Below are 19724 nucleotides of genomic sequence, written 5' to 3'. Positions count from 1 at the left end.
TTTTTGATTTTGTAATCAGATTGTTTATTAATTGGTTAGGTTGTTTGAAAGTGTGCTTTTTCCGAAAAGCACACTTTTTTTATTCAGGGATTATCTGAAAATAGTCATTAAAAACGTTCATATAATATTTAAAAAAATTAAACATAAATAGTAAAGGTTATGACTGCTAAAACCACTGCAAAAAAGCCCTCTAAAGAAAATATTATTTCTTTTTACATGAATTTTGTGCTGGAACATGAAACTGTTCCTAAATCTGTTTTCAAATTTTGTAAGGAAAACAAAATAAAAGAAGAAGAATTTTATAAATATTTTGGATCTGTAACGGGCATTCAAAAAGCTATATGGGATTTATTCTTTGAGAATACCGTGAATTTATTATCCAAAAATAAGGAGTATCAGGAATTTTCAAGCAAAGATAAGATGCTCTCTTTCTTTTTTACGTTTTTTGAAATGCTTAAACTTAATCGGAGCTATGTACTTTTTGCTTTGAATGAGGACAAAAACCCACTAAAAAATCTGGAACAGCTTAAAGGACTTCGAACCGGAATCAGAAATTTTGCAAAAGAATTGATCGAGGAAGACAATAGTGCTAAAATTTCTAAAATCACAAAACACCGCCCTGGTGTGTTTTCAGAAGGTGCTTGGGTACAGTTTTTATTTCTTCTCAAGTTTTGGATGGATGATACCTCAGCGGATTTTGAAAAAACAGATATAGCAATTGAAAAATCTGTAAAAACAGTTTTTGATGTATTTGACAATACACCTTTGGACAGCATATTAGATTTTGGAAAATTTCTCTATAAAGAAAATTTTTCATAATCCTCTTAACCGTAATATAATATGAAAACACTTGATAAAATCCCCACCGGGAAAATTGAAAGAGCAGGGAAACTCGTTAAGACAGGAGTTAAAGTAGGGGGTAATTTTATGAAGTATTATGGTAAAAAACTGGTAAACCCTGAACATGATAAAGAAGAGTTGAATGAAGAGAATGCGTCTGATATCTACAATGGCCTTAAATCACTGAAAGGTAGCGCGCTTAAAGTAGCACAAATGCTTAGTATGGAGAAAAATTTACTCCCATCGGCTTATGTGGAAAAGTTCTCTTTAGCTCAATTTTCGGTACCCCCTCTTTCCGCGCCTCTGGTGCGTAAAACTTTTAAAAGGTATTTAAATAAATTCCCCGAGGAGGTTTTTGATTCCTTTGAGCGGAACTCCATTAATGCCGCAAGTATAGGTCAGGTGCACAAAGCAACAAAAGATGGAAAGGAATTGGCTGTTAAAATACAATACCCCGGAGTTGCTGAAAGTATAAGTAGTGATTTGGCAATTGTTAAACCTATAGCAATAAGAATGTTTAATCTTCAGGGAAAGGACTCAGATAAATACTTTAAAGAAGTTGAGCTTAAACTTCTTGAAGAAACTGATTATAGCCTTGAATTTATTCACAGCGAAGAAATAACCAAAGCCTGCCATATTATTCCAAATTTAGAATTTCCCAAATACTATAAAGATCTTTCCAGTGAGCGCATACTTACAATGGATTGGATGCATGGGCAACATTTAAGTGAATTCTCAAAACAAGGTTTTAATTCAAAATTGGGAAACAAATTGGGGCAAGCACTTTGGGATTTCTATATGTTCCAGTTACATGGACTTCGAAAAGTTCATGCAGATCCTCATCCTGGAAATTTCCTGGTTAGTAAACAGGAAACATTGGTTGCCATAGATTTTGGATGCATAAAGCACGTGCCGGATGAATTTTATGTCCCGTACTTTGAACTTGCTAAAAAGGAGAATATAGAAAACGATGCCTTTTTCATGGATAAATTATATGAGTTGGAAATTCTTACACCCTCAGATTCTGAAAAAGAAATTATTTTTTTTAAAGCCTTATTTAAAGAAATGCTCGGCCTATTTACAACGCCATTCCATGACGAGTACTTTGATTTTGGGGATGAGGTTTTTTGGTCCAAAATTGCTGCGCTGGGAGAGCGTTATTCTAAAGACGAACACATACGAAAAATGAACGGAAACAGGGGCTCTAAGCATTTTTTATATATTAACAGAACCTTTTTCGGCTTGTTCAATCTCTTACACGATCTTAAGGCGAATGTGGAGGTAAATTCATTTCGAAAGTATTTAAACTAGTTCCGGCAGCTATCTAAAAACATCAATTATTTTTTAGTTACCTTAGATTGAGAAAATGATTTTTCTTGTAACCACTATTTCCCAATTTACAGGTAATTATTTTCAGACTAACTAACAAGCAAACTAGGTAATGTACAATTCAAAAATTATTGGACTGGGTTATTTTGTGCCCGATAATGTAGTAACCAATGACGATCTGTCAAAACTCATGGATACGAATGACGAATGGATCCAGGAGCGAACGGGTATAAAGGAACGGCGACATGTTATAAAAGGGGAGGATACTACCTCCACTATGGGCGTTAAGGCCGCAAAAATAGCTATTGAAAGAGCGGGGATAGATAAGGATGAGATAGATTTTATAGTATTTGCAACCTTGAGCCCGGATTACTACTTTCCCGGACCTGGAGTACAGGTGCAACGAGATCTGGATATAAAAACTGTTGGGGCCATAGATATAAGAAATCAATGTTCCGGCTTTGTTTATGGGATTTCCCTGGCAGATCAGTATATCAAAAGTGGCATGTATAAGAACGTACTGGTAATAGGTTCTGAATTACATTCTGGCGGACTTGATATGACTACCCGCGGCAGGGGAGTGTCGGTAATTTTCGGAGACGGTGCCGGTGCTGTTGTTTTGACAAGAGAGGAGGATAATTCTAAAGGAATTTTGTCTACTCATTTGCATTCAGAAGGTGCGCACGCGGAAGAACTTTCCTTAATTGCTCCGGGGATGGGAAAACGATGGGTCCTGGATATATTAAAAGACAATGATCCTAATGACGTATCTTACTTTCCATATATGAACGGGCAGTTTGTATTTAAGAATGCCGTGGTTCGTTTTAGTGAGGTAATCATGGAAGGGTTAAAGACAAATAATCTGGAAGTAACGGATATTGACATGCTGATTCCCCACCAGGCAAATTTGCGAATTTCTCAGTTTATACAGAGTAAGTTCAGGTTAAGAGATGACCAGATTTATAATAATATTATGAAATACGGAAATACCACAGCTGCTTCTATACCTATAGCACTCACCGAAGCGTGGGAACAGGGTAAAATAAAAGAAGGAGATCTTGTAGTATTGGCTGCATTTGGAAGTGGATTTACCTGGGGTAGTGCCATAATCCGATGGTAAATATTTAAATCTAATTTGGATGGGGAAACGTTATGAAAATCTGGATTCTGCTCACGTAGATTTTATATCTAAACAAAAAATATTTTTTGTAGCCACTGCCATGAAAGATGGTTCAATTAATCTATCTCCAAAAGGTATGGATTCTTTCAGAATTATTGATAACACCAAAATCCTTTGGTTAAACCTTACCGGTAGCGGGAATGAAACTGCAACCCATTTGCAATACGATAAAAGAATGACTATCATGTTTTGTGCATTTGAAGGGAAGCCAATGATTTTACGCCTATATGGTGAAGCACGGGCATTTCATGAGCGCGATTCCTTCTGGAGAGAGCATATTGGACAATTTCCTAAAATAGCCGGTAGCAGGCAATTAATTGAAATGAGAATAAAACTTGTACAGACCTCCTGTGGGATGGGTGTGCCGCTTATGGACTATAAAGCGGAACGAAACATGCTCAATATCTGGGCAGAAAAAAAAGGTAATGATGGGCTTATTGAATACATGGGCCTAAAGAATGTTAGTAGTCTGGATGGTTTGTCGACCGGGATATTTGATGAATCATCTTAAATTTAAAACCCCCGGCTAAGTAACCGGGGGTTATGTAACTGATAAATACTACAAGAGATAACCAACCAATACTCTGCATATTTTATCAATTAATATTTATAGAATACCACCGCTGCTTTGCTTAGTATTACTATCCCTTCTTTTTCGCTTTGCAGCTTTGTTTTTTCCACTTCCAAATCTATACGAAATTCCGGCAAAAACAGTCTGACTCTCCCAATTGAACTCCCCAACCTGGGCAAATGGCTGATCACCAGTAACTGCGAAACGCATGGTGTTGAAAACGTCGTTAAAATTAACACTGAAAGTACCTTTACCCTGAGCAAAATTATAACGAGCACCCAGATTCACAAAATACATGGGTTTTACATCAAATTGAATGGTTCTGTTTTGTCCTCTGTAGAATCCAAATAGTTGAAAAGTAAGGTTTTTTGTTGCTTTAAAACTATTGTTCATTCTAAAATTCCAGGCTGTATTTTCCACTTCTATTTCCTGCGTAATAATGTCATCTTGGGTAGCTGTATTATTATCGGCCTGTAAACTCTCAGTAATACCTCTCTGGGTTTGTGAATACAGATCAAAACTAGCATTAATACTCCACCATTTAGTAAGTTTGTAGTTACCCGAGACCTCAATTCCATATGCCGAAGTATCGTCGAAATTGTCAAAGGTTAATATTAGTTTGTTCAGGTCCAATCTGTCTACATAAACAGCCCTGTTAATTTCATCCTTAATACTTCTATAGAATAGTCCTGTGGTGATACTTCCATTCTTTAAGCGTCTGGTATAATTTATCTCGTATGAATTTGTGAACTGCGGAACAAGTGTCGGGTTGCCAAAGGAAGATAATAAAGGAGTAGACCACTCACGAATAGGATTTACCTGTGTTAGCCCCGGGCGGTCCACCCGTCTGCTAAAACTAAATTGAAACTGATTTTTTTCTGTTGGACTATACCTGACAAAACCGGAAGGATATAGTTCTGTATACTTATCTGTAAAGGCCCTTACCTGGTTTGTGTCGGCCTTAACCTCAACATCTTCAACACGAAGCCCAACCTGATATCCCCATTTGTCATAATTCTGTCCAAAGTTGGCATAGGCAGAATAGATATCCATACCATAAACAAAATCCGTATCCGGAGTTGGAACCAAATTTCCGTCGGGTGTAAATGAAAGTCCGGTGGAGGAATAATCCACATTGGTTTCAAAAATTCTTGCTTCCAGCCCAACCTCGAGTTTGGATATGGAATCTAATGGATTTACATAATCCAGATTAACTATGGTCTGATCTCTTTTAGTATCTACAAAATCCTGATAATCGGGGAATAGAGTGTTGCCGGTTGATTTAAAATCTGCATTCTCCTTATTCGCAAATTTGTTATAATCCGCTTCCAGCTCAATATTATGCCCTTCTTTTTTAAATTCCAGTTTATAGTCAAAATTGTACTGCTGGCTGTGATTATCACTCTTATTAAAGAAGATTTGATTCATATTGAGTAGCGGGTCATCAAAATAAGTAACTTGAGTCTGTCCTTTGGTTTTGCCGTCAAAATAGTTCTGGTTGGTGAAAAACGATATGGTGTTTTTATCATTGAGATAAAAATCGATGCCTATTTTAAATAGATCTGATTTACGATTATCTAACCAATCGAACAATTGTTCCGAATTTTCATCTATCCTGTATATAAAGCCATTATTTACATATTTACCAATATTGTTTCCGTAATTTCCATAAACATTAACCTTGCCATTCCTGTAGTTAAGGTCGATTGAACTATTAAACTTTGCTTCCTGACCAACCGTTAGACCTGTGTTTAGATTACCGTTAAAACCATTATTAGAATTTTTGTGAAGTATGATATTTATGATGCCGCTCATCCCATCAGGGTTATATTTGGCCGACGGATTGGTTATTAGTTCAATAGACTTTATGGAAGTCGAAGGTATCTGTCTCAATAATTGTGCAACCGGCACATTGGATAATTTTCCATCTATCATAACTCTTACATTTGAGTTTCCTCTCATGGAAAGTTGTCCTGTTTGCTGATCTATATTAACCGAGGGAATATTATTCATTATTTCGGAAGCAGTGGCCCCGGCGGTTGTAAGGTCCTTACCCACGTTAACAACCTTCCGATCCAGGCGCTGTTCAATAGTGGTTAGCTCCGCAACAACTTCAACTCCAGAAAGTTCTTCGGCTTCCTCTTCAAGAGAAATAACCCCTAGTTCCGCGTTCCGTTTATTTTTTGATAAAGTAATCTCTTGTATATGTGTTTTGTAGCCTATAAATTGGACTTCCACAATGAATGATCCATCAGGTATTTTTTTTATTTGAAAAGAGCCATCTTCATTGGTGATTCCTCCGGTAATTGTAGTGTTGTCTGAAGCTCGTTTGATCACTATTGCCGCATACGGCACTGGCTGCTCCTGAACATTGTCAATTACTCTGCCACTAATACTTCCCAAGACTATATCCGTATTTGGAATAGCTCCTTTTGCGGGGACTACGATGCTTAAGAACAGAGTAAAAAGAATAATTACTTTATTCATGAACTTTTGGATATTGATTGATTGATGATACATACTTGACGATAACAATCACTTAATGTTACTTTAGATAAAAATTTTAACATATTCTATCAACTCAAAGTTAGCCCTGTTTTTAAAATCTATTTGGATTTAATTTGATTAAATTGAAGTAGTATCTTTGTATATCAATGGGTGGAAGATGCTTTCTATTGGCCTAAAAAATAAAACCCCGACAAATTTGCCGGGGTTTCTTTCGTTGATGGGCCACATTAAACACTAACCATTAACTATAAAAATATAGCACCAACAACGAAGTATATTTTGGTGTACTATCAAAAGACGAATTATAATTTGAATAGTTACAGTAATTAACACACTTTAACTCAATAAGCAATTTTTTATGAAAACGACACTTGTTTTTGGAGCTTCTTTAAATCCTAATCGCTACAGTAATTTATCCATAACTAAATTGCGGGCAAAACAAATTGAAACCAAGGCTTTTGGTCTGAAGGTTGGTGATGTATCAGGTGTGCAAATTAGTTCAAGCCTTGAAGATTTTCAAAATATTCATACGATTACCTTATATCTTAATGAAAAACGACAAAAGGAGTATTACGAACAAATTATTCAACTTAAACCTAAACGGGTGATTTTTAATCCGGGGACCGAGAACCCAGAGTTCTATACACTCCTGCGAAATAATGAAATAAGAGTAGAAGTAGCTTGCACTTTGGTGCTATTAGCTACGGATCAATATTAAGCATTATGCCAAAGACAATTATTGTTTTCTATTTGCTTTTAGTATGTATAGGTAGTGCTCAGCAACAAGCGAATTAGAAATTGGAATTGTCAATTAATGAATATGTAGAATTACTGGAAAAGAAGTCAGATTGAGGCTCAATTCTTGAAGATCCTGACTTTCTAAAAGCAGCTATGAATGAAATATATTAGTTAGGTTTTTTTCTTATAAGATATAATCCAATAAAAGTAAATAACCCGTTCACAGGCAAAAGTTCATAGCCTACAGCATATCCTCCGAGATAAGCAGGGGGTACATTTGCAATGCCAATTACCATAAGTACAGCCGTAATTGCAACAATCCAGACATAATTATCTTTTACTTTGTAAGAAGTAAAGATACCAAAAGCAAATAACCCCAAAAGCGGACCATATGTGTAGGTCGCAACAGTCAAAAGGCCATCAATAACATTCCTGTCTAAAATATATTTGAATATTATGACCACTACAATCAGGAGCACACTCATCCAGATATGTGTTTTTTTGCGTATTATTTTTTGATCGTTTACCGGCTTCTGTTCAATTCCAAGAAAATCCACACAGAAAGAAGTCGTCAATGAAGTAAGGGCGCTATCCGCACTGCTATAAGCTGCTGCAATAAGACCAAGTATAAAAGTAATTGCCACGGTAACACCCAGGCCGCTGTTTAATGCAATTTCAGGGAAAAGAAGATCAGACTTTGGTTCCCCGTCCATTAGTGGTGTTGCTATATCAAATTTACTGGCATAAATAAAAAGCAATGCCCCCAAAAGCAGAAAAACAAAATTTACCACAATCAGGATAATACTGAAGGAAACCATATTCTTCTGGGCGTCTTTTAAGTTTTTACAGGTTAAGTTCTTCTGCATCATATCCTGATCGAGTCCGGTCATGCAAATAGTGATGAACATACCGCCAATAAAAGATTTTATGAAGTGGTTTTTAGCGTAAAAATCATCTGTAAATAGCACTTTGCTGTACTCCTTTAATTCTTCAGAAGCAATAAACTCCGAAAAGCTCCAGCCTAATTTTGAATTAATGAAGTAAATAGATAAGCCTACAGATAATAGCATAAACAAGGTCTGTAGCGTGTCTGTCCAAACTATTGTTTTAATTCCCCCTCGAAAAGTATATATCCATATTAGGAGAATAGATAGGACTACCGTGAGTTCAAATGGGACATTCCAGGCATCAAATACAAACTGCTGCAGAACTATGGCTACTAAAAAAAGCCGGAAAGAGGCCCCTAATACCCGGGAAACAAAGAATGATAAAGCCCCTATTTTATAGCTGATAATTCCAAATCGCTCTTTAAGGTATTCGTAAATAGAGGTAACATTTAAGCGGTAATAGATGGGCATCAGAATAAAGGCAACGACAAAATAACCCACCAAATATCCGAAAACAACCTGCATATAACTAAACTGGGAACTTTCTACCCAGCCGGGGACAGATATAAAAGTGACACCGGATAATGAAGCGCCAATCATACCAAAAGCTACCAAATACCACGGCGATTGTTTTCCTGCTTTAAAAAAATCAGCATTGGAATCGTTTTTTCCGGTGAAGTAAGAGATAAGCAATAGCAAGAAGAAATAACCGCCAATAAGAAGCAGAATATGCGATGCTGTCATAAAAATAAATTACAAGCGCAAAGTACAAAAACTTAAAACATTATGTAATTTTGCCTTTATGGAATTTTCATCAAAACTCTTGGAAAATGCGGTTTACCATATGTCTCAGTTGCCGGGAATTGGTAAACGTACTGCTTTGCGGTTAGTACTTCACCTTTTACACCAGCCCATGGAACAAACCTCAGATTTGTCTCGTTCGCTTCTGTCGCTTAGAGAGGATATTAAATTTTGCTCAAATTGCCATAATATATCGGATGTTGCACTATGTCAAATTTGTGCAAACCCGAAAAGGGAGCAAGATGTGGTTTGTGTAGTTGAGGATATTCGAGATGTAATGGCTATTGAAAATACGGGTCAATACATAGGGTTATACCATGTGCTTGGAGGCAAAATATCTCCGATGGAGGGTATTGGCCCACAGGATTTAACCATTTCCTCCTTGATCTCAAAAGTAGGTCAAAATCAGATAAAGGAACTTATTTTTGCACTGAGCTCTACCATGGAAGGTGATACTACTAACTTTTATATATATAAGCAATTAAAGCCTTATGATATAAAAATCTCCACAATTGCGAGAGGTATATCTGTAGGTGATGAATTGGAATATGCAGATGAAGTCACATTGGGAAGAAGCATTCTTAATAGAATTCCATTTGAAGGTTCCTTGAAGGCTACGTGAAGATAATTCATACAATAAATTTAATAATAGGGGCGTTTTTTTAGTATTTTTGCAAAATATTTATTCAAAAAAGCACATTAAATAATAATATGGCAAAATTTGAGTTGAAATTGCCGCAAATGGGTGAAAGTGTTGCAGAGGCTACCTTAACTGCTTGGTTAAAGGAAGTAGGCGATACAATAGAAATGGATGAGGCGGTTTTTGAAATTGCGACAGACAAGGTAGACTCTGAAGTACCCAGTGAAGTTGAGGGCGTGTTACTGGAAAAACTTTTTAATATAGACGATATAATTAAAGTTGGACAAACGGTAGCCGTAATTGAGCTAGAAGGAGGGTCAGAGTCCGGAGGAGCGATGCATACAGACCAAAAAGGAGAAACGACAGAAGTTCTCCCGGAGGAAGTATCTGTGTTAGAAGAAAAAGTGGCTAATGTTCAGGAACTTGTTGGCAGCACTGCTCAAAGTTTCGCTGATACTACTCGTTTCTATTCTCCCCTTGTTAAAAATATTGCCAGAGAGGAAGGTATAACCACATCAGAACTGGATGGCATAGTGGGTACGGGTAAAGAAGGCAGGGTTACGAAAAATGATATTTTGGCCTATATAAAAAGTGGGAAGCCCGAAATTACTGAAGTAGCTAAACCGGTTGTGGAGCCCGTCAGGGCGCCTGAACCCGTAAAGCAGAAAACGACTGTTAGTGCAGAGCCACATCAGGTTACAAGGGTACAGTCTAATGGCGAAGATGAGATTATTCCAATGACACGGATGGGTAAGCTTATAGCCCATCATATGATAGAGAGTATCTCTACTTCAGCACACGTACAAAGTTTTATTGAAGTAGACGTCACCAAGGTGGTTGCGTGGAGGAATAAGGTTAAGGATGCTTTTCAGAAAAGTGAAGGAGAAAAGTTGACATTTACGCCTATTTTTATGGAGGCCGTTGCAAAGGCCTTAAAGAAATTCCCAATGGTCAACATCTCAGTTGAAGGGGAAACAGTGATAAGGAAGAAGAATATCAATATTGGAATGGCTGCAGCATTGCCCGATGGAAATCTGATTGTACCTGTAATAAAAAATGCAGATCAGCTAAATTTGGTTGGAATGGCCAAAGTAGTTAATGATCTTGCTAACAGGGCAAGAAACAATGCACTAAAACCGGATGAGGTAAAAGACGGCACCTATACAGTTACAAACGTGGGATCTTTTGGAAGTGTTTTTGGAACTCCTATTATTAACCAGCCGCAGGTTGGGATTCTTGCTTTAGGAGCTATTCGTAAAATGCCTTCGGTAATTGAAACAGCGGAAGGTGATTTCATTGGTATCCGTAGCAAAATGTTCCTCTCGCACAGCTACGATCATCGAGTAGTAAACGGTGCTTTGGGTGGGATGTTTGTTAAGGCAGTTGCCGACTACCTGGAGGCTTGGGACGTGGATAGAGAGATTTAGTCCGATTTTAGAGGATGCTGAATATCAAATAGTTAGACTTTCATTTCAATACTACGATCTTAAATACTTTTAGATGATATGAAAATTGGACTGCCTTTGTTTAAAATCTCTTAAAAGATATGTTTTTAAGTTCTGTTTAACTTTATATTAAAAATTATCTTTGCCTAAATATCCCACAAAAATGGAATTAAAACTCAGCAAACCCATCTGTTTTTTTGATTTGGAAACTACGGGGACCAATGTCGCTAAGGATCGAATTGTCGAAATTTCTATTCTGAAAGTTTATCCTAATGGCAATAAAGAGAGCAGGACCTGGCTGGTTAATCCTGAAATGACCATTCCTGATGAGGTAGTTGAAATTCATGGTATTTCTAATGAAAAAGTAGCCAATGAGCCTACCTTTAAGGAACTGGCCAAAGAAATTTTCAACATAATAAAAGACTGCGACCTTGCCGGGTTTAATTCAGATCGCTTTGATATTCCGCTACTGGCGGAAGAAATGCTTCGATCCGAAATTGATTTCGATCTAAAAAACATGTTATCTGTAGATGTTCAAACTATTTTTCATAAGATGGAAAAACGTACCCTGGAGGCAGCATATAAATTTTATTGTGATAAGGACCTTAATAATGCTCATAGTGCTGAAGCTGACACCATGGCTACTTACGAAGTCCTACTTTCTCAGTTAGATCGCTATCCGGAATTAGAAAATAATGTAAAGAAACTGGCAGAATTCTCTACCCATAGAAAATTTGCGGATTTTGCTGGCTTTATCAGTTTTGGTGAAGACGATGAGGAAATATTTTCCTTTGGAAAGCACAAGGGCAAAAAAGTGCTGGAGGTTCTGGAACAGGAACCAGGTTATTTTGGATGGATATTGAATGCTGATTTTCCACTTTATACAAAAAAGGTACTTACTCAAATAAAACTAAGTCAGCTGAATAATAAATTGAGCTAAAACAATTAGGAAATTATAGATGAAAATCATTTGTATTGGTCGTAATTATGTGGATCATATAGAGGAACTGGCCAATGAAAGGCCCAAGGATCCGGTAGTGTTTATCAAGCCCGATTCTGCAGTTCTTCCAAAGGAACAAGATTTTTATATCCCGGAGTTCTCCAATGAAATCCATTACGAAATAGAAATTTTGGTAAAAATTAAAAAAGTTGGTAAACATATTAATGAGAAATTTGCTCATACCTATTATGATGAGATTGGACTTGGTATAGATTTTACAGCCAGGGATCTGCAATCCAGGTTAAAAGAAAAAGGCCTTCCCTGGGAGATTTCTAAAGGTTTTGATGGTTCGGCCGTAATTGGAAAATGGGTAGATAAGAAGAAATTTCAAGACTTGAATGATCTGAATTTTTCCCTTTCCAAAAATGGAACTATTGTCCAAAAGGGGAATACAGCTTTAATGCTTTGGAATATAGATTCACTAATTTCATATGTATCTAAATTCTTTATGTTAAAAAAGGGAGATATAATTTTTACCGGAACTCCCGCCGGTGTTGGTAAAATAAGTGCAAATGATTACCTTTCGGCTACGCTTGAAGGTGAAGAGTTACTTACCGTAAATATTAAATAAATGATATACAGTTTGGATAAAATAAATGAGATGGCTGAAGGGGATGAGGATTTCATCAACTCTGTTATTTCTGTCTTCCTTGAGGAAGTACCACAGGATCTGGAAGATCTTGAGAATGCAATTATAAATGGTGATTACGAAAACGTCTATAAACTGGCCCATAAAATTAAGCCGAATGTTGATTTATTGGGCATGGAACAAAGCAGAGTAATTGCCCTGGATATTGAAACAAAAGGTAAAAGTCCCGATAATAAGGAAGAAATTGAGAAAAAGTTTCCTTTACTAAAAAAAGATATTCATCAGGTAATTTCGGAACTTAAAAAAGACTTTAATTTCTGATGTTTGCAGAAATTATAACCATTGGCGATGAAATTCTAATTGGACAAATAGTAGATACCAACTCTGCCTTTATAGCCGGTGAATTAAATAAGATTGGGGTTTCGGTATTCCAGATAACTTCTGTTCAGGACGATAGATCTCATATACTTAAGGCACTTTCGGAGGCCGAAAAGAGAGCGGAAATTATAATCATTACAGGCGGATTAGGGCCAACCAAGGACGATATTACAAAACGCACCCTATGTGAGTATTTACATGATAAACTGGTTGAAAACAAGCAGGTATTAAATCATATAGAGGAGCTGTTTAAGAAATATATCGCAACTTCTATATCTGATATCAACAGGCAGCAAGCATTAGTACCCTCCAAAGCTCAGGTTTTACACAACGCATACGGTACTGCACCGGGAATGTGGATGTCTAATGAGAAAACCACTTTTATTTCACTGCCGGGAGTGCCTTTTGAGATGAAAAACCTTATAGACAATGAGGTTATCCCAAAGATTGTAGCTACTTTTCATCGACCGCACATTTACCACAAGACCATTATGACTTATGGCCTGGGTGAAAGTGCTATAGCGGCCAGAATAGAAGATTGGGAGGAAAATTTACCTTCTTTTGTTAAGCTGGCTTACCTCCCTAATTTAGGCAAAGTTCGGTTGCGATTAACAGCGAAAGGAGCAGATAAGGATGTTATAGAAAATGCTGTCAAAGAAGAATCGGCAAAATTGTATTCCATAATCGGGGATATCATATATGGGGAAGAAGAGGATGGATCTATAGAATCAGGAGTTGCTAAATTGCTTACTTCAAAGAAAATGACCCTGGCCACAGCTGAAAGTTTTACCGGAGGCAAAATAGCAGAGCAAATTACCGCTATTCCCGGCGCCTCGGCTTATTTTTTAGGGAGTGTGGTAAGTTATGCCACCCAGGTTAAAATAGATGTTCTTAAGGTTCCTGAGGAGTTGATAAAAAAGAATTCTGTAGTAAGTGCAGAAGTTGCAAGAGCAATGGCTGTTAATGTCAGAGAATTATTGAAGGCAGACTTTGCAATGGCAACAACTGGTAATGCGGGCCCTACAAAAGGTGATTCTGATGCTGAAATAGGGACTGTTTATATTGCAATTGCTACTCCGAATAATGTTTTAGTGGAAAAATTTACAATGGGAAATCACCGTACCAGAATCGTTCAAAAAGCAGTACATAAGGCTTTCCAGATGCTACAAAAAGAAATTTTAAAATTCTAGAAGAGAATTTTGTCCATCACACAAAAATGAATTAAATTTGCACCCTGTTTAAAATCAAGTAAAAAGTAGCGTAATGTCAAAAGTTTGTGAACTTACCGGAAAGAGAGCTATGTTTGGGAACAACGTATCCTTCTCTATCAATAAAACAAGGAGAAGATTTAATGTAAATCTTTCCAAGAAACGTTTTTATATTCCGGAGGAAGATAGATGGATCACTTTGAAGGTTTCTACAAGGGCTCTTAAATCGATAAACAAAAAGGGCATTTCAGCTGTTTTAAAGGAAGCTAGAGCAAAAGGATTGATTAAATAATCCTTCAATATATAGATTACGATGGCAAAAAAAGGAAACAGAGTTCAGGTAATATTGGAGTGCACAGAGCATAAAAACTCTGGTATGCCGGGAACATCCAGATACATTACAACCAAGAACAAGAAGAATAGCCCTGATAGGTTAGAGATTAAAAAATTTAATCCTATTCTCAAGAAAATGACTGTTCATAAAGAGATAAAATAAGAAAGCATGGCAAAGAAGACGGTAGCAAGTTTACAATCCAGTTCTAAAAGACTTACCAAAGCTATAAAAATGGTAAAATCACCTAAAACAGGGGCCTATACTTTTGTAGAATCTGTTATGCCACCAGAAATGGTGAACGAATGGTTGAATAAGAAGTAACAAACTGACTAAAATTGAGTTCCGGGCCGCTTTCTATTGAGAGCGGCTTTTTTTATTTCATATATTTGCCCAACGACTTTTACGGTGACATGAGCTTATTTAAAAAAATATTTACATCCCAGAAAAAGGAAACACTAGACAAAGGATTAGAGAAAACTAAAACCAGTTTTTTATCCAAACTTAGCAAGGCAGTAGCGGGTAAATCTAAAGTAGATGATGATGTTTTAGATAACCTGGAGGAAGTTTTAGTAACTTCTGATGTTGGAGTGGCTACTACGCTCAAAATTATTGAACGAATAGAGGCCAGGGTTTCCAAAGATAAATACATGGGTACTGACGAACTGAACGGAATCCTCCGGGAAGAAATTGCAGGCCTATTATCGGAAACTCATTTGGGTGAAGAGGAAGAATTTAGTGTACCTAAAAACAAAAAACCATATGTTATTATGGTTGTTGGGGTTAATGGGGTAGGCAAAACAACCACAATTGGAAAACTTGCTTATCAGTTAAAAAAACAAGGATTACAAGTTGTAATAGGAGCAGCTGATACTTTTAGAGCAGCTGCAATAGATCAGCTACAGGTTTGGGCAGATCGTGTGGATGTCCCTATGGTGAAACAAAAAATGGGTAGCGACCCTGCTTCAGTGGCTTTTGATACTTTGAGTTCAGCCGTTACCCAGGGTGCAGATGTTGTTTTAATTGATACCGCGGGCAGATTGCATAATAAAGTGAACCTAATGAATGAACTTGGCAAGGTAAAACGTGTTATGCAAAAAGTTATTGAAGATGCACCTCATGAAGTACTTTTGGTACTCGATGGATCCACAGGCCAAAATGCATTTGAACAGGCTAAAGAATTTACAAAGGCTACAGAAGTAACTTCTTTGGCCGTAACAAAATTAGACGGAACAGCCAAAGGAGGAGTAGTCATTGGTATATCAGATCAGTTTCAGATTCCTGTTAAATATATTGGAGTGGGGGAAGGAATAGAGGATCTTCAAGTATTCAATAAATTTGAATTTGTGGATTCCTTCTTTAATATAGCCCATTGAAAGTTTTAAACCTCATACTTTTTACTTGCTTTTCAACAGTACTTGCCGCGCAAATTGAGGCTCCTAAAGCCAGTCCGTTTTCAAAGGTTGAGCAGGATGTTGGTCTTACAAAAATTACAATTGCCTATTCAAGACCCGGGGCAAAGGGCAGAAAAGTACTAGGAGGTCTTGTTCCTTATGGGCGAATTTGGCGTGTTGGCGCAAATGAGTCTACCAAATTCACAGCAGATGACGATTTGACTATTATGGGTAATAATTTACCTGAGGGCACTTATGCGCTTTATGCCTTTCCTTATGAAGGTCACTGGGACGTAGTTTTTCACAAAAATACGGAGCATTGGGGTGATGGTAGAAAAGCTTATGATCCGGAAGAAGATGCTTTCAGGATTCGGATAAAACCACAAGAAATTCCTAATTATCAGGAAAATTTCCTGATTACTTTTGATGAAATTGACCACAATTCCATTAATATGCTTTGGATTTGGGAACATACCCTTATAAAAATCCCAATTTCAGTGGATACAGATACAAAAATGAGGCAGGAAATTGCATTCAAAATAGCGGAAAATCCTACTGCTCAAACGTATTATGAAGCGGCACGCTATCTGCAGGAACAGAGAGAATCATACCCGGAGGCGCTGTCTTATCTAAATAAGGCTATTGAATTAGGAGGGGATACTTATTATTTTTACAGGGTTAAATCTTTGGTTGAAGCTGCTTTGAAAGATTATGGCAGTGCCATTATTTCAGCACAAAAATCATTGGAATTAGCCCAAAAAGAAGAAAAAGATGAATTTGTACGCATGAATGAACAAAATATCTCTGTTTGGAGTCTTAAACAAATAAATACAAAACAATGAAAAAGCTAATTTTCCTACTTGGTCTTTTATTAATTATTTCCTGCAAGGAATCTAAGAAAGTAGATTATTCCTCTCTTGTACTATGGAAAACCTACAATGACTCTTCTGAAGTAGCAGCGAGCCAGGAGCATGAAAAATCACGAATGCGCTTCAAACTGATTCAATCCAGGGTGTCAGACAAAAATGAGATTTTCCGGCCGCTCTATCACGAAGTGGCAGAAATGTCTGAGACCGATTATGAACAACTTAAACCCCTGATTCTTGAACAGGATATACCCACAATTCAAGGGCACATAAAGGATGGAAAATTGACCTATGAAAAATTAGTTCGGTTTTTTCTCTATAGAATTTATCGATTTGAACTTGATAACAAAACAACATTGCATACCATACTAGCTTTAAATGAGAATGTGGTAGAGGAAGCGAGGGAGCTTGACAATTTAATTTCAGAAGACCGTCATCCAATTTTTGGCATGCCGATTTTCCTTAAAGACAATATTGGTACAGCCGGGATGAATACAACTGCCGGATCAATTGCCCTGAAAGATAATGAAACCGAAGACGCCTTTATTGTCAGGCAATTAAAGAAAAACAAAGCATTGATAATGGGCAAAGTTAATCTTAGTGAATGGGCCTATTATATGTGTAATGGCTGTCCTCTGGGATACAGTGCTATTGGCGGACAGACATTGAATCCGTATGGCAGAGGAATTTTTGAAACAGGAGGTTCCAGTGCCGGGAGCGGAACTTCTGTCGCCGCCAACTATGCGGTTGCAGCGGTTGGCACTGAGACTTCGGGTTCTATTCTTTCCCCTTCCAGTTTAAACTCTGTAGTTGGTTTAAAACCTACTATTGGACTTTTGAGCAGATCAGGGATTGTGCCCATTTCAAGTACACTGGATACCCCGGGCCCAATGACTAAGAATGTAATAGACAATGCCATTTTACTCTCGGCAATGACGGGGAAGGATATGGCTGATGATAAGTCTGTCAGTACCGACGAGAAATATTTTGAAGCGGTTTTGAATCCAGTGAGTCTGAAAGGAAAACGGTTAGGTGTTTTCAAAGATCTTTTGGAAACTGATTCCATTTATGGGAATACGATTAACAAACTTAAAAAACTGGGTGCAGAAATAATAGAGTTTAATGCACCGGAGGTATCTATGGATGGGTTTTTAACCCTCCTTAATATAGATATGAAAAATGATCTTCCTGAATACCTTAGTACCAATATCCAAAATAAGGAAGTAATTCCTATGCGCACTATGGAGGAGATTGTGGAATTTAATTTACAAGATTCTTTACTGCGTATTCCTTACGGACAATCCATTTTTGATGGCATTCTTAAAGATTCTACCACCTTAGAAGAACTGGAAGTTATTAAAAGTAGATTGGAGAAAAATGGAAGACTATTTTTCGATACCGCCATGGATCAGGAAAATTTGGATGCTATTTTATCCATTAACAATTACCATGCTGGCTATGCTGCTGTGGCAAAATATCCGGCATTAACTATTCCCATGGGCTATAAGGAAACCGGGGAACCCATAAGCCTTACATTTATTGCAAAGCCTTTTCATGAAAACGATTTGCTTGGATTAGGACGTGCTTTCGAGATTGCCACAAAAATTAGAAAACCACCTTTGGCATATAATTAGCTTGAATAATTACCTACCTTTTCATTTTGAAACTTAAAGGGGCATCAAAATCAACTATTAAATAACAGTCTAAATCTTGATAAACGAAATCATAAAATTAAAAATTTGAATAAAGCTACAATACATATTATTCTATTTTTATTTTTTATAGTGACTCCACAAATAAAAGGGCTTGCTCAAAAAACAGACACAATAGTTCATGTAAATGGTAATGTGCTAAAAGGAGATTTTAAAAAGATGGAATACGGCATCATTACATGGAAAATGGACGGTATGGGCACAATTAATGTTGAACAGCCTTTTATAGATACTTTTATTTCAAAAAAACAATTTGAAATAGTAATGAAAAACGGACTCATTTATTATTCTTCTTTAGAAGCTTCTGATAGTAATCGAGAAGTGATTATTTTAGTAGATGGCCAAAAAGAATCAATATATATTGATGATATTGTTGAAGCTCATCCAATAAAAAATAAATTTTGGATGAAAATTAGTGGAAATTTGAGTCTTGGAGGTAATTATTCTAAAGGTAGCAATCTAACTACAATAGCCTTTTCGGGAAATTTGGATTACAGGAATAAGAAAACGTTTTACCAAACCAACTGGAATCTTAACACCTCTTATCAGGGAGATAGTTTAACTGCCCTTAACACTAATATTAATCTTCAATGGCAACGAATGTTTAAAAACCAATGGTCTTCTTTGATACTAGTGGGTATGAGCCAAAATTTACAATTGGGAACAAAACGAAGATTTGATTTAAGCCTGGGGGGGGTTAAGGATATTATCTATAACACATGGAATAGGTTTTACGTAACTGCAGCTTTAAGCGGTATAACAGAAACTCCTTATGAGCCTTCTAACGCTTCACAACAGGATTTGGCAGGAGCAATAAGTGTGGCTTATGAAATCTATAAATACACGAGCCCAAAAATATCGTTACAGACCAATCTCAATTTCATCCCTTATTTTACAGGTGAAGAAAGATATCGAGCGGCTTATAACCTTAATCCCAGTATTAGTATATTGAATAATAATTTTAAGGTTGGTTTCAATTTCTATTTCAATTATGATAGTAATCCTGCTGAAGGTTCGCTATCTAATGATGACTACGGTATAAACCTGCAACTAACTTATTCATTACATTAATAGAACGGTTAAAAAAATTAAGCTAATTCTAAAAGAAAGTATTTTTAGTTTTTAAGGTTCCTAATCTTTTCCACCCGGAAATCTACTATTTCATGGTGGAAGGTGGAATTTCATCCCAATTCGTCAAGACTTACAGTTTCTCAATAATCAGAGTTGGTTCCTGGAAAATATAAGGAGGAATCTGGGTTTTCATCCGGACCATTTTCTTTAATTACTGAATCTGTTAAATTATCCGA

At 36.8% G+C, this 19724-nt stretch carries 20 protein-coding genes; 18 read left to right on the top strand and 2 right to left on the bottom strand.

Translation table 11 applies throughout. The annotated features are described in order from the left end of the window. Positions 1–159: 159 nt before the first annotated feature. The 4 genes from Q0874_RS13570 (at position 160) to Q0874_RS13555 (ending at position 3860) form a co-directional block, all read left to right on the top strand. Positions 160–819 carry a TetR family transcriptional regulator C-terminal domain-containing protein gene (locus tag Q0874_RS13570; protein ID WP_299163940.1) on the top strand — a complete coding sequence of 220 codons (660 nt, stop codon included), beginning with the start codon at positions 160–162 and terminating at the stop codon, positions 817–819. A gap of 21 nt (positions 820–840) precedes the next feature. Next, entirely contained in the window at positions 841–2151 is a 1311-nt protein-coding gene (locus Q0874_RS13565) for an AarF/UbiB family protein (RefSeq protein WP_299163939.1), read from the top strand. A gap of 130 nt (positions 2152–2281) precedes the next feature. Continuing rightward, a complete protein-coding gene (locus Q0874_RS13560) occupies positions 2282–3289 on the top strand; it encodes a 3-oxoacyl-ACP synthase III family protein (RefSeq protein WP_299163938.1) in 1008 nt (335 codons plus the stop codon). A gap of 19 nt (positions 3290–3308) precedes the next feature. Then, positions 3309–3860, top strand: coding sequence for a pyridoxamine 5'-phosphate oxidase family protein (locus Q0874_RS13555; protein WP_299163936.1), 552 nt, complete (start codon positions 3309–3311; stop codon positions 3858–3860). Positions 3861–3956: 96 nt separating this feature from the next. Here Q0874_RS13555 and Q0874_RS13550 read toward each other — a convergent pair whose 3' ends face one another. Further along, positions 3957–6407, bottom strand: a complete 2451-nt coding sequence (locus Q0874_RS13550; protein WP_299163934.1) for a TonB-dependent receptor — start codon at positions 6405–6407, stop codon at positions 3957–3959. A 379-nt stretch (positions 6408–6786) separates the two neighbouring features. On the opposite strand from Q0874_RS13550, the gene Q0874_RS13545 reads away from it, so the two are divergent. After that, positions 6787–7146, top strand: a complete 360-nt coding sequence (locus Q0874_RS13545) for a CoA-binding protein (protein ID WP_299163932.1) — start codon at positions 6787–6789, stop codon at positions 7144–7146. A 187-nt stretch (positions 7147–7333) separates the two neighbouring features. Here Q0874_RS13545 and Q0874_RS13540 read toward each other — a convergent pair whose 3' ends face one another. Further along, positions 7334–8797, bottom strand: coding sequence for a sodium:solute symporter (locus tag Q0874_RS13540; protein WP_299163931.1), 1464 nt, complete (start codon positions 8795–8797; stop codon positions 7334–7336). Between the two features lie 58 nt (positions 8798–8855). On the opposite strand from Q0874_RS13540, the gene recR reads away from it, so the two are divergent. The 13 genes from recR (at position 8856) to Q0874_RS13475 (ending at position 19488) form a co-directional block, all read left to right on the top strand. Next, positions 8856–9476 carry a recombination mediator RecR gene (gene recR, locus Q0874_RS13535; RefSeq protein WP_299163929.1) on the top strand — a complete coding sequence of 207 codons (621 nt, stop codon included), beginning with the start codon at positions 8856–8858 and terminating at the stop codon, positions 9474–9476. Between the two features lie 89 nt (positions 9477–9565). Further along, positions 9566–10921, top strand: a complete 1356-nt coding sequence (locus Q0874_RS13530) for a dihydrolipoamide acetyltransferase family protein (RefSeq protein ID WP_299163927.1) — start codon at positions 9566–9568, stop codon at positions 10919–10921. Positions 10922–11102: 181 nt separating this feature from the next. Then, positions 11103–11879 (top strand): 3'-5' exonuclease, encoded by a 777-nt coding sequence (locus Q0874_RS13525; protein WP_299163925.1) that lies wholly within the window; start codon positions 11103–11105, stop codon positions 11877–11879. A gap of 19 nt (positions 11880–11898) precedes the next feature. Then, entirely contained in the window at positions 11899–12510 is a 612-nt protein-coding gene (locus Q0874_RS13520; RefSeq protein WP_299163923.1) for a fumarylacetoacetate hydrolase family protein, read from the top strand. After that, positions 12511–12849, top strand: a complete 339-nt coding sequence (locus Q0874_RS13515; protein WP_299163921.1) for an Hpt domain-containing protein — start codon at positions 12511–12513, stop codon at positions 12847–12849. Continuing rightward, positions 12849–14096, top strand: coding sequence for a competence/damage-inducible protein A (locus tag Q0874_RS13510; RefSeq protein WP_299163919.1), 1248 nt, complete (start codon positions 12849–12851; stop codon positions 14094–14096). The genes Q0874_RS13515 and Q0874_RS13510 overlap by 1 nt, the downstream gene beginning before the upstream one ends. 73 nt (positions 14097–14169) lie before the next feature. Beyond that, positions 14170–14406, top strand: a complete 237-nt coding sequence (rpmB, locus tag Q0874_RS13505; protein ID WP_299163917.1) for a 50S ribosomal protein L28 — start codon at positions 14170–14172, stop codon at positions 14404–14406. A 21-nt stretch (positions 14407–14427) separates the two neighbouring features. Then, positions 14428–14610: a 50S ribosomal protein L33 gene (gene rpmG, locus Q0874_RS13500; RefSeq protein ID WP_019670387.1), complete on the top strand. Its 183-nt coding sequence runs from the start codon at positions 14428–14430 to the stop codon at positions 14608–14610. A 6-nt stretch (positions 14611–14616) separates the two neighbouring features. Beyond that, positions 14617–14769, top strand: coding sequence for a DUF4295 domain-containing protein (locus tag Q0874_RS13495; RefSeq protein WP_299163915.1), 153 nt, complete (start codon positions 14617–14619; stop codon positions 14767–14769). 89 nt (positions 14770–14858) lie between these two features. Continuing rightward, positions 14859–15821 (top strand): signal recognition particle-docking protein FtsY, encoded by a 963-nt coding sequence (ftsY, locus tag Q0874_RS13490; protein ID WP_299163913.1) that lies wholly within the window; start codon positions 14859–14861, stop codon positions 15819–15821. Beyond that, the gene (locus Q0874_RS13485) at positions 15818–16681 is read left to right on the top strand and encodes a DUF2911 domain-containing protein (RefSeq protein WP_299163912.1); all 864 of its coding nucleotides are present in this window, start codon (positions 15818–15820) and stop codon (positions 16679–16681) included. The genes ftsY and Q0874_RS13485 overlap by 4 nt, the downstream gene beginning before the upstream one ends. Then, a complete protein-coding gene (locus Q0874_RS13480; RefSeq protein WP_299163911.1) occupies positions 16678–18339 on the top strand; it encodes an amidase family protein in 1662 nt (553 codons plus the stop codon). Before Q0874_RS13485 ends, Q0874_RS13480 begins: the two co-directional genes overlap by 4 nt. Positions 18340–18444: 105 nt before the next feature. Beyond that, positions 18445–19488 carry a DUF481 domain-containing protein gene (locus Q0874_RS13475; protein ID WP_299163910.1) on the top strand — a complete coding sequence of 348 codons (1044 nt, stop codon included), beginning with the start codon at positions 18445–18447 and terminating at the stop codon, positions 19486–19488. Positions 19489–19724: the final 236 nt, after the last annotated feature.

It is taken from the genome of uncultured Eudoraea sp. (genome assembly GCF_947490415.1).
Classification (GTDB): domain Bacteria; phylum Bacteroidota; class Bacteroidia; order Flavobacteriales; family Flavobacteriaceae; genus Eudoraea.
This window is presented reverse-complemented; position numbering and strand designations above follow the sequence as displayed.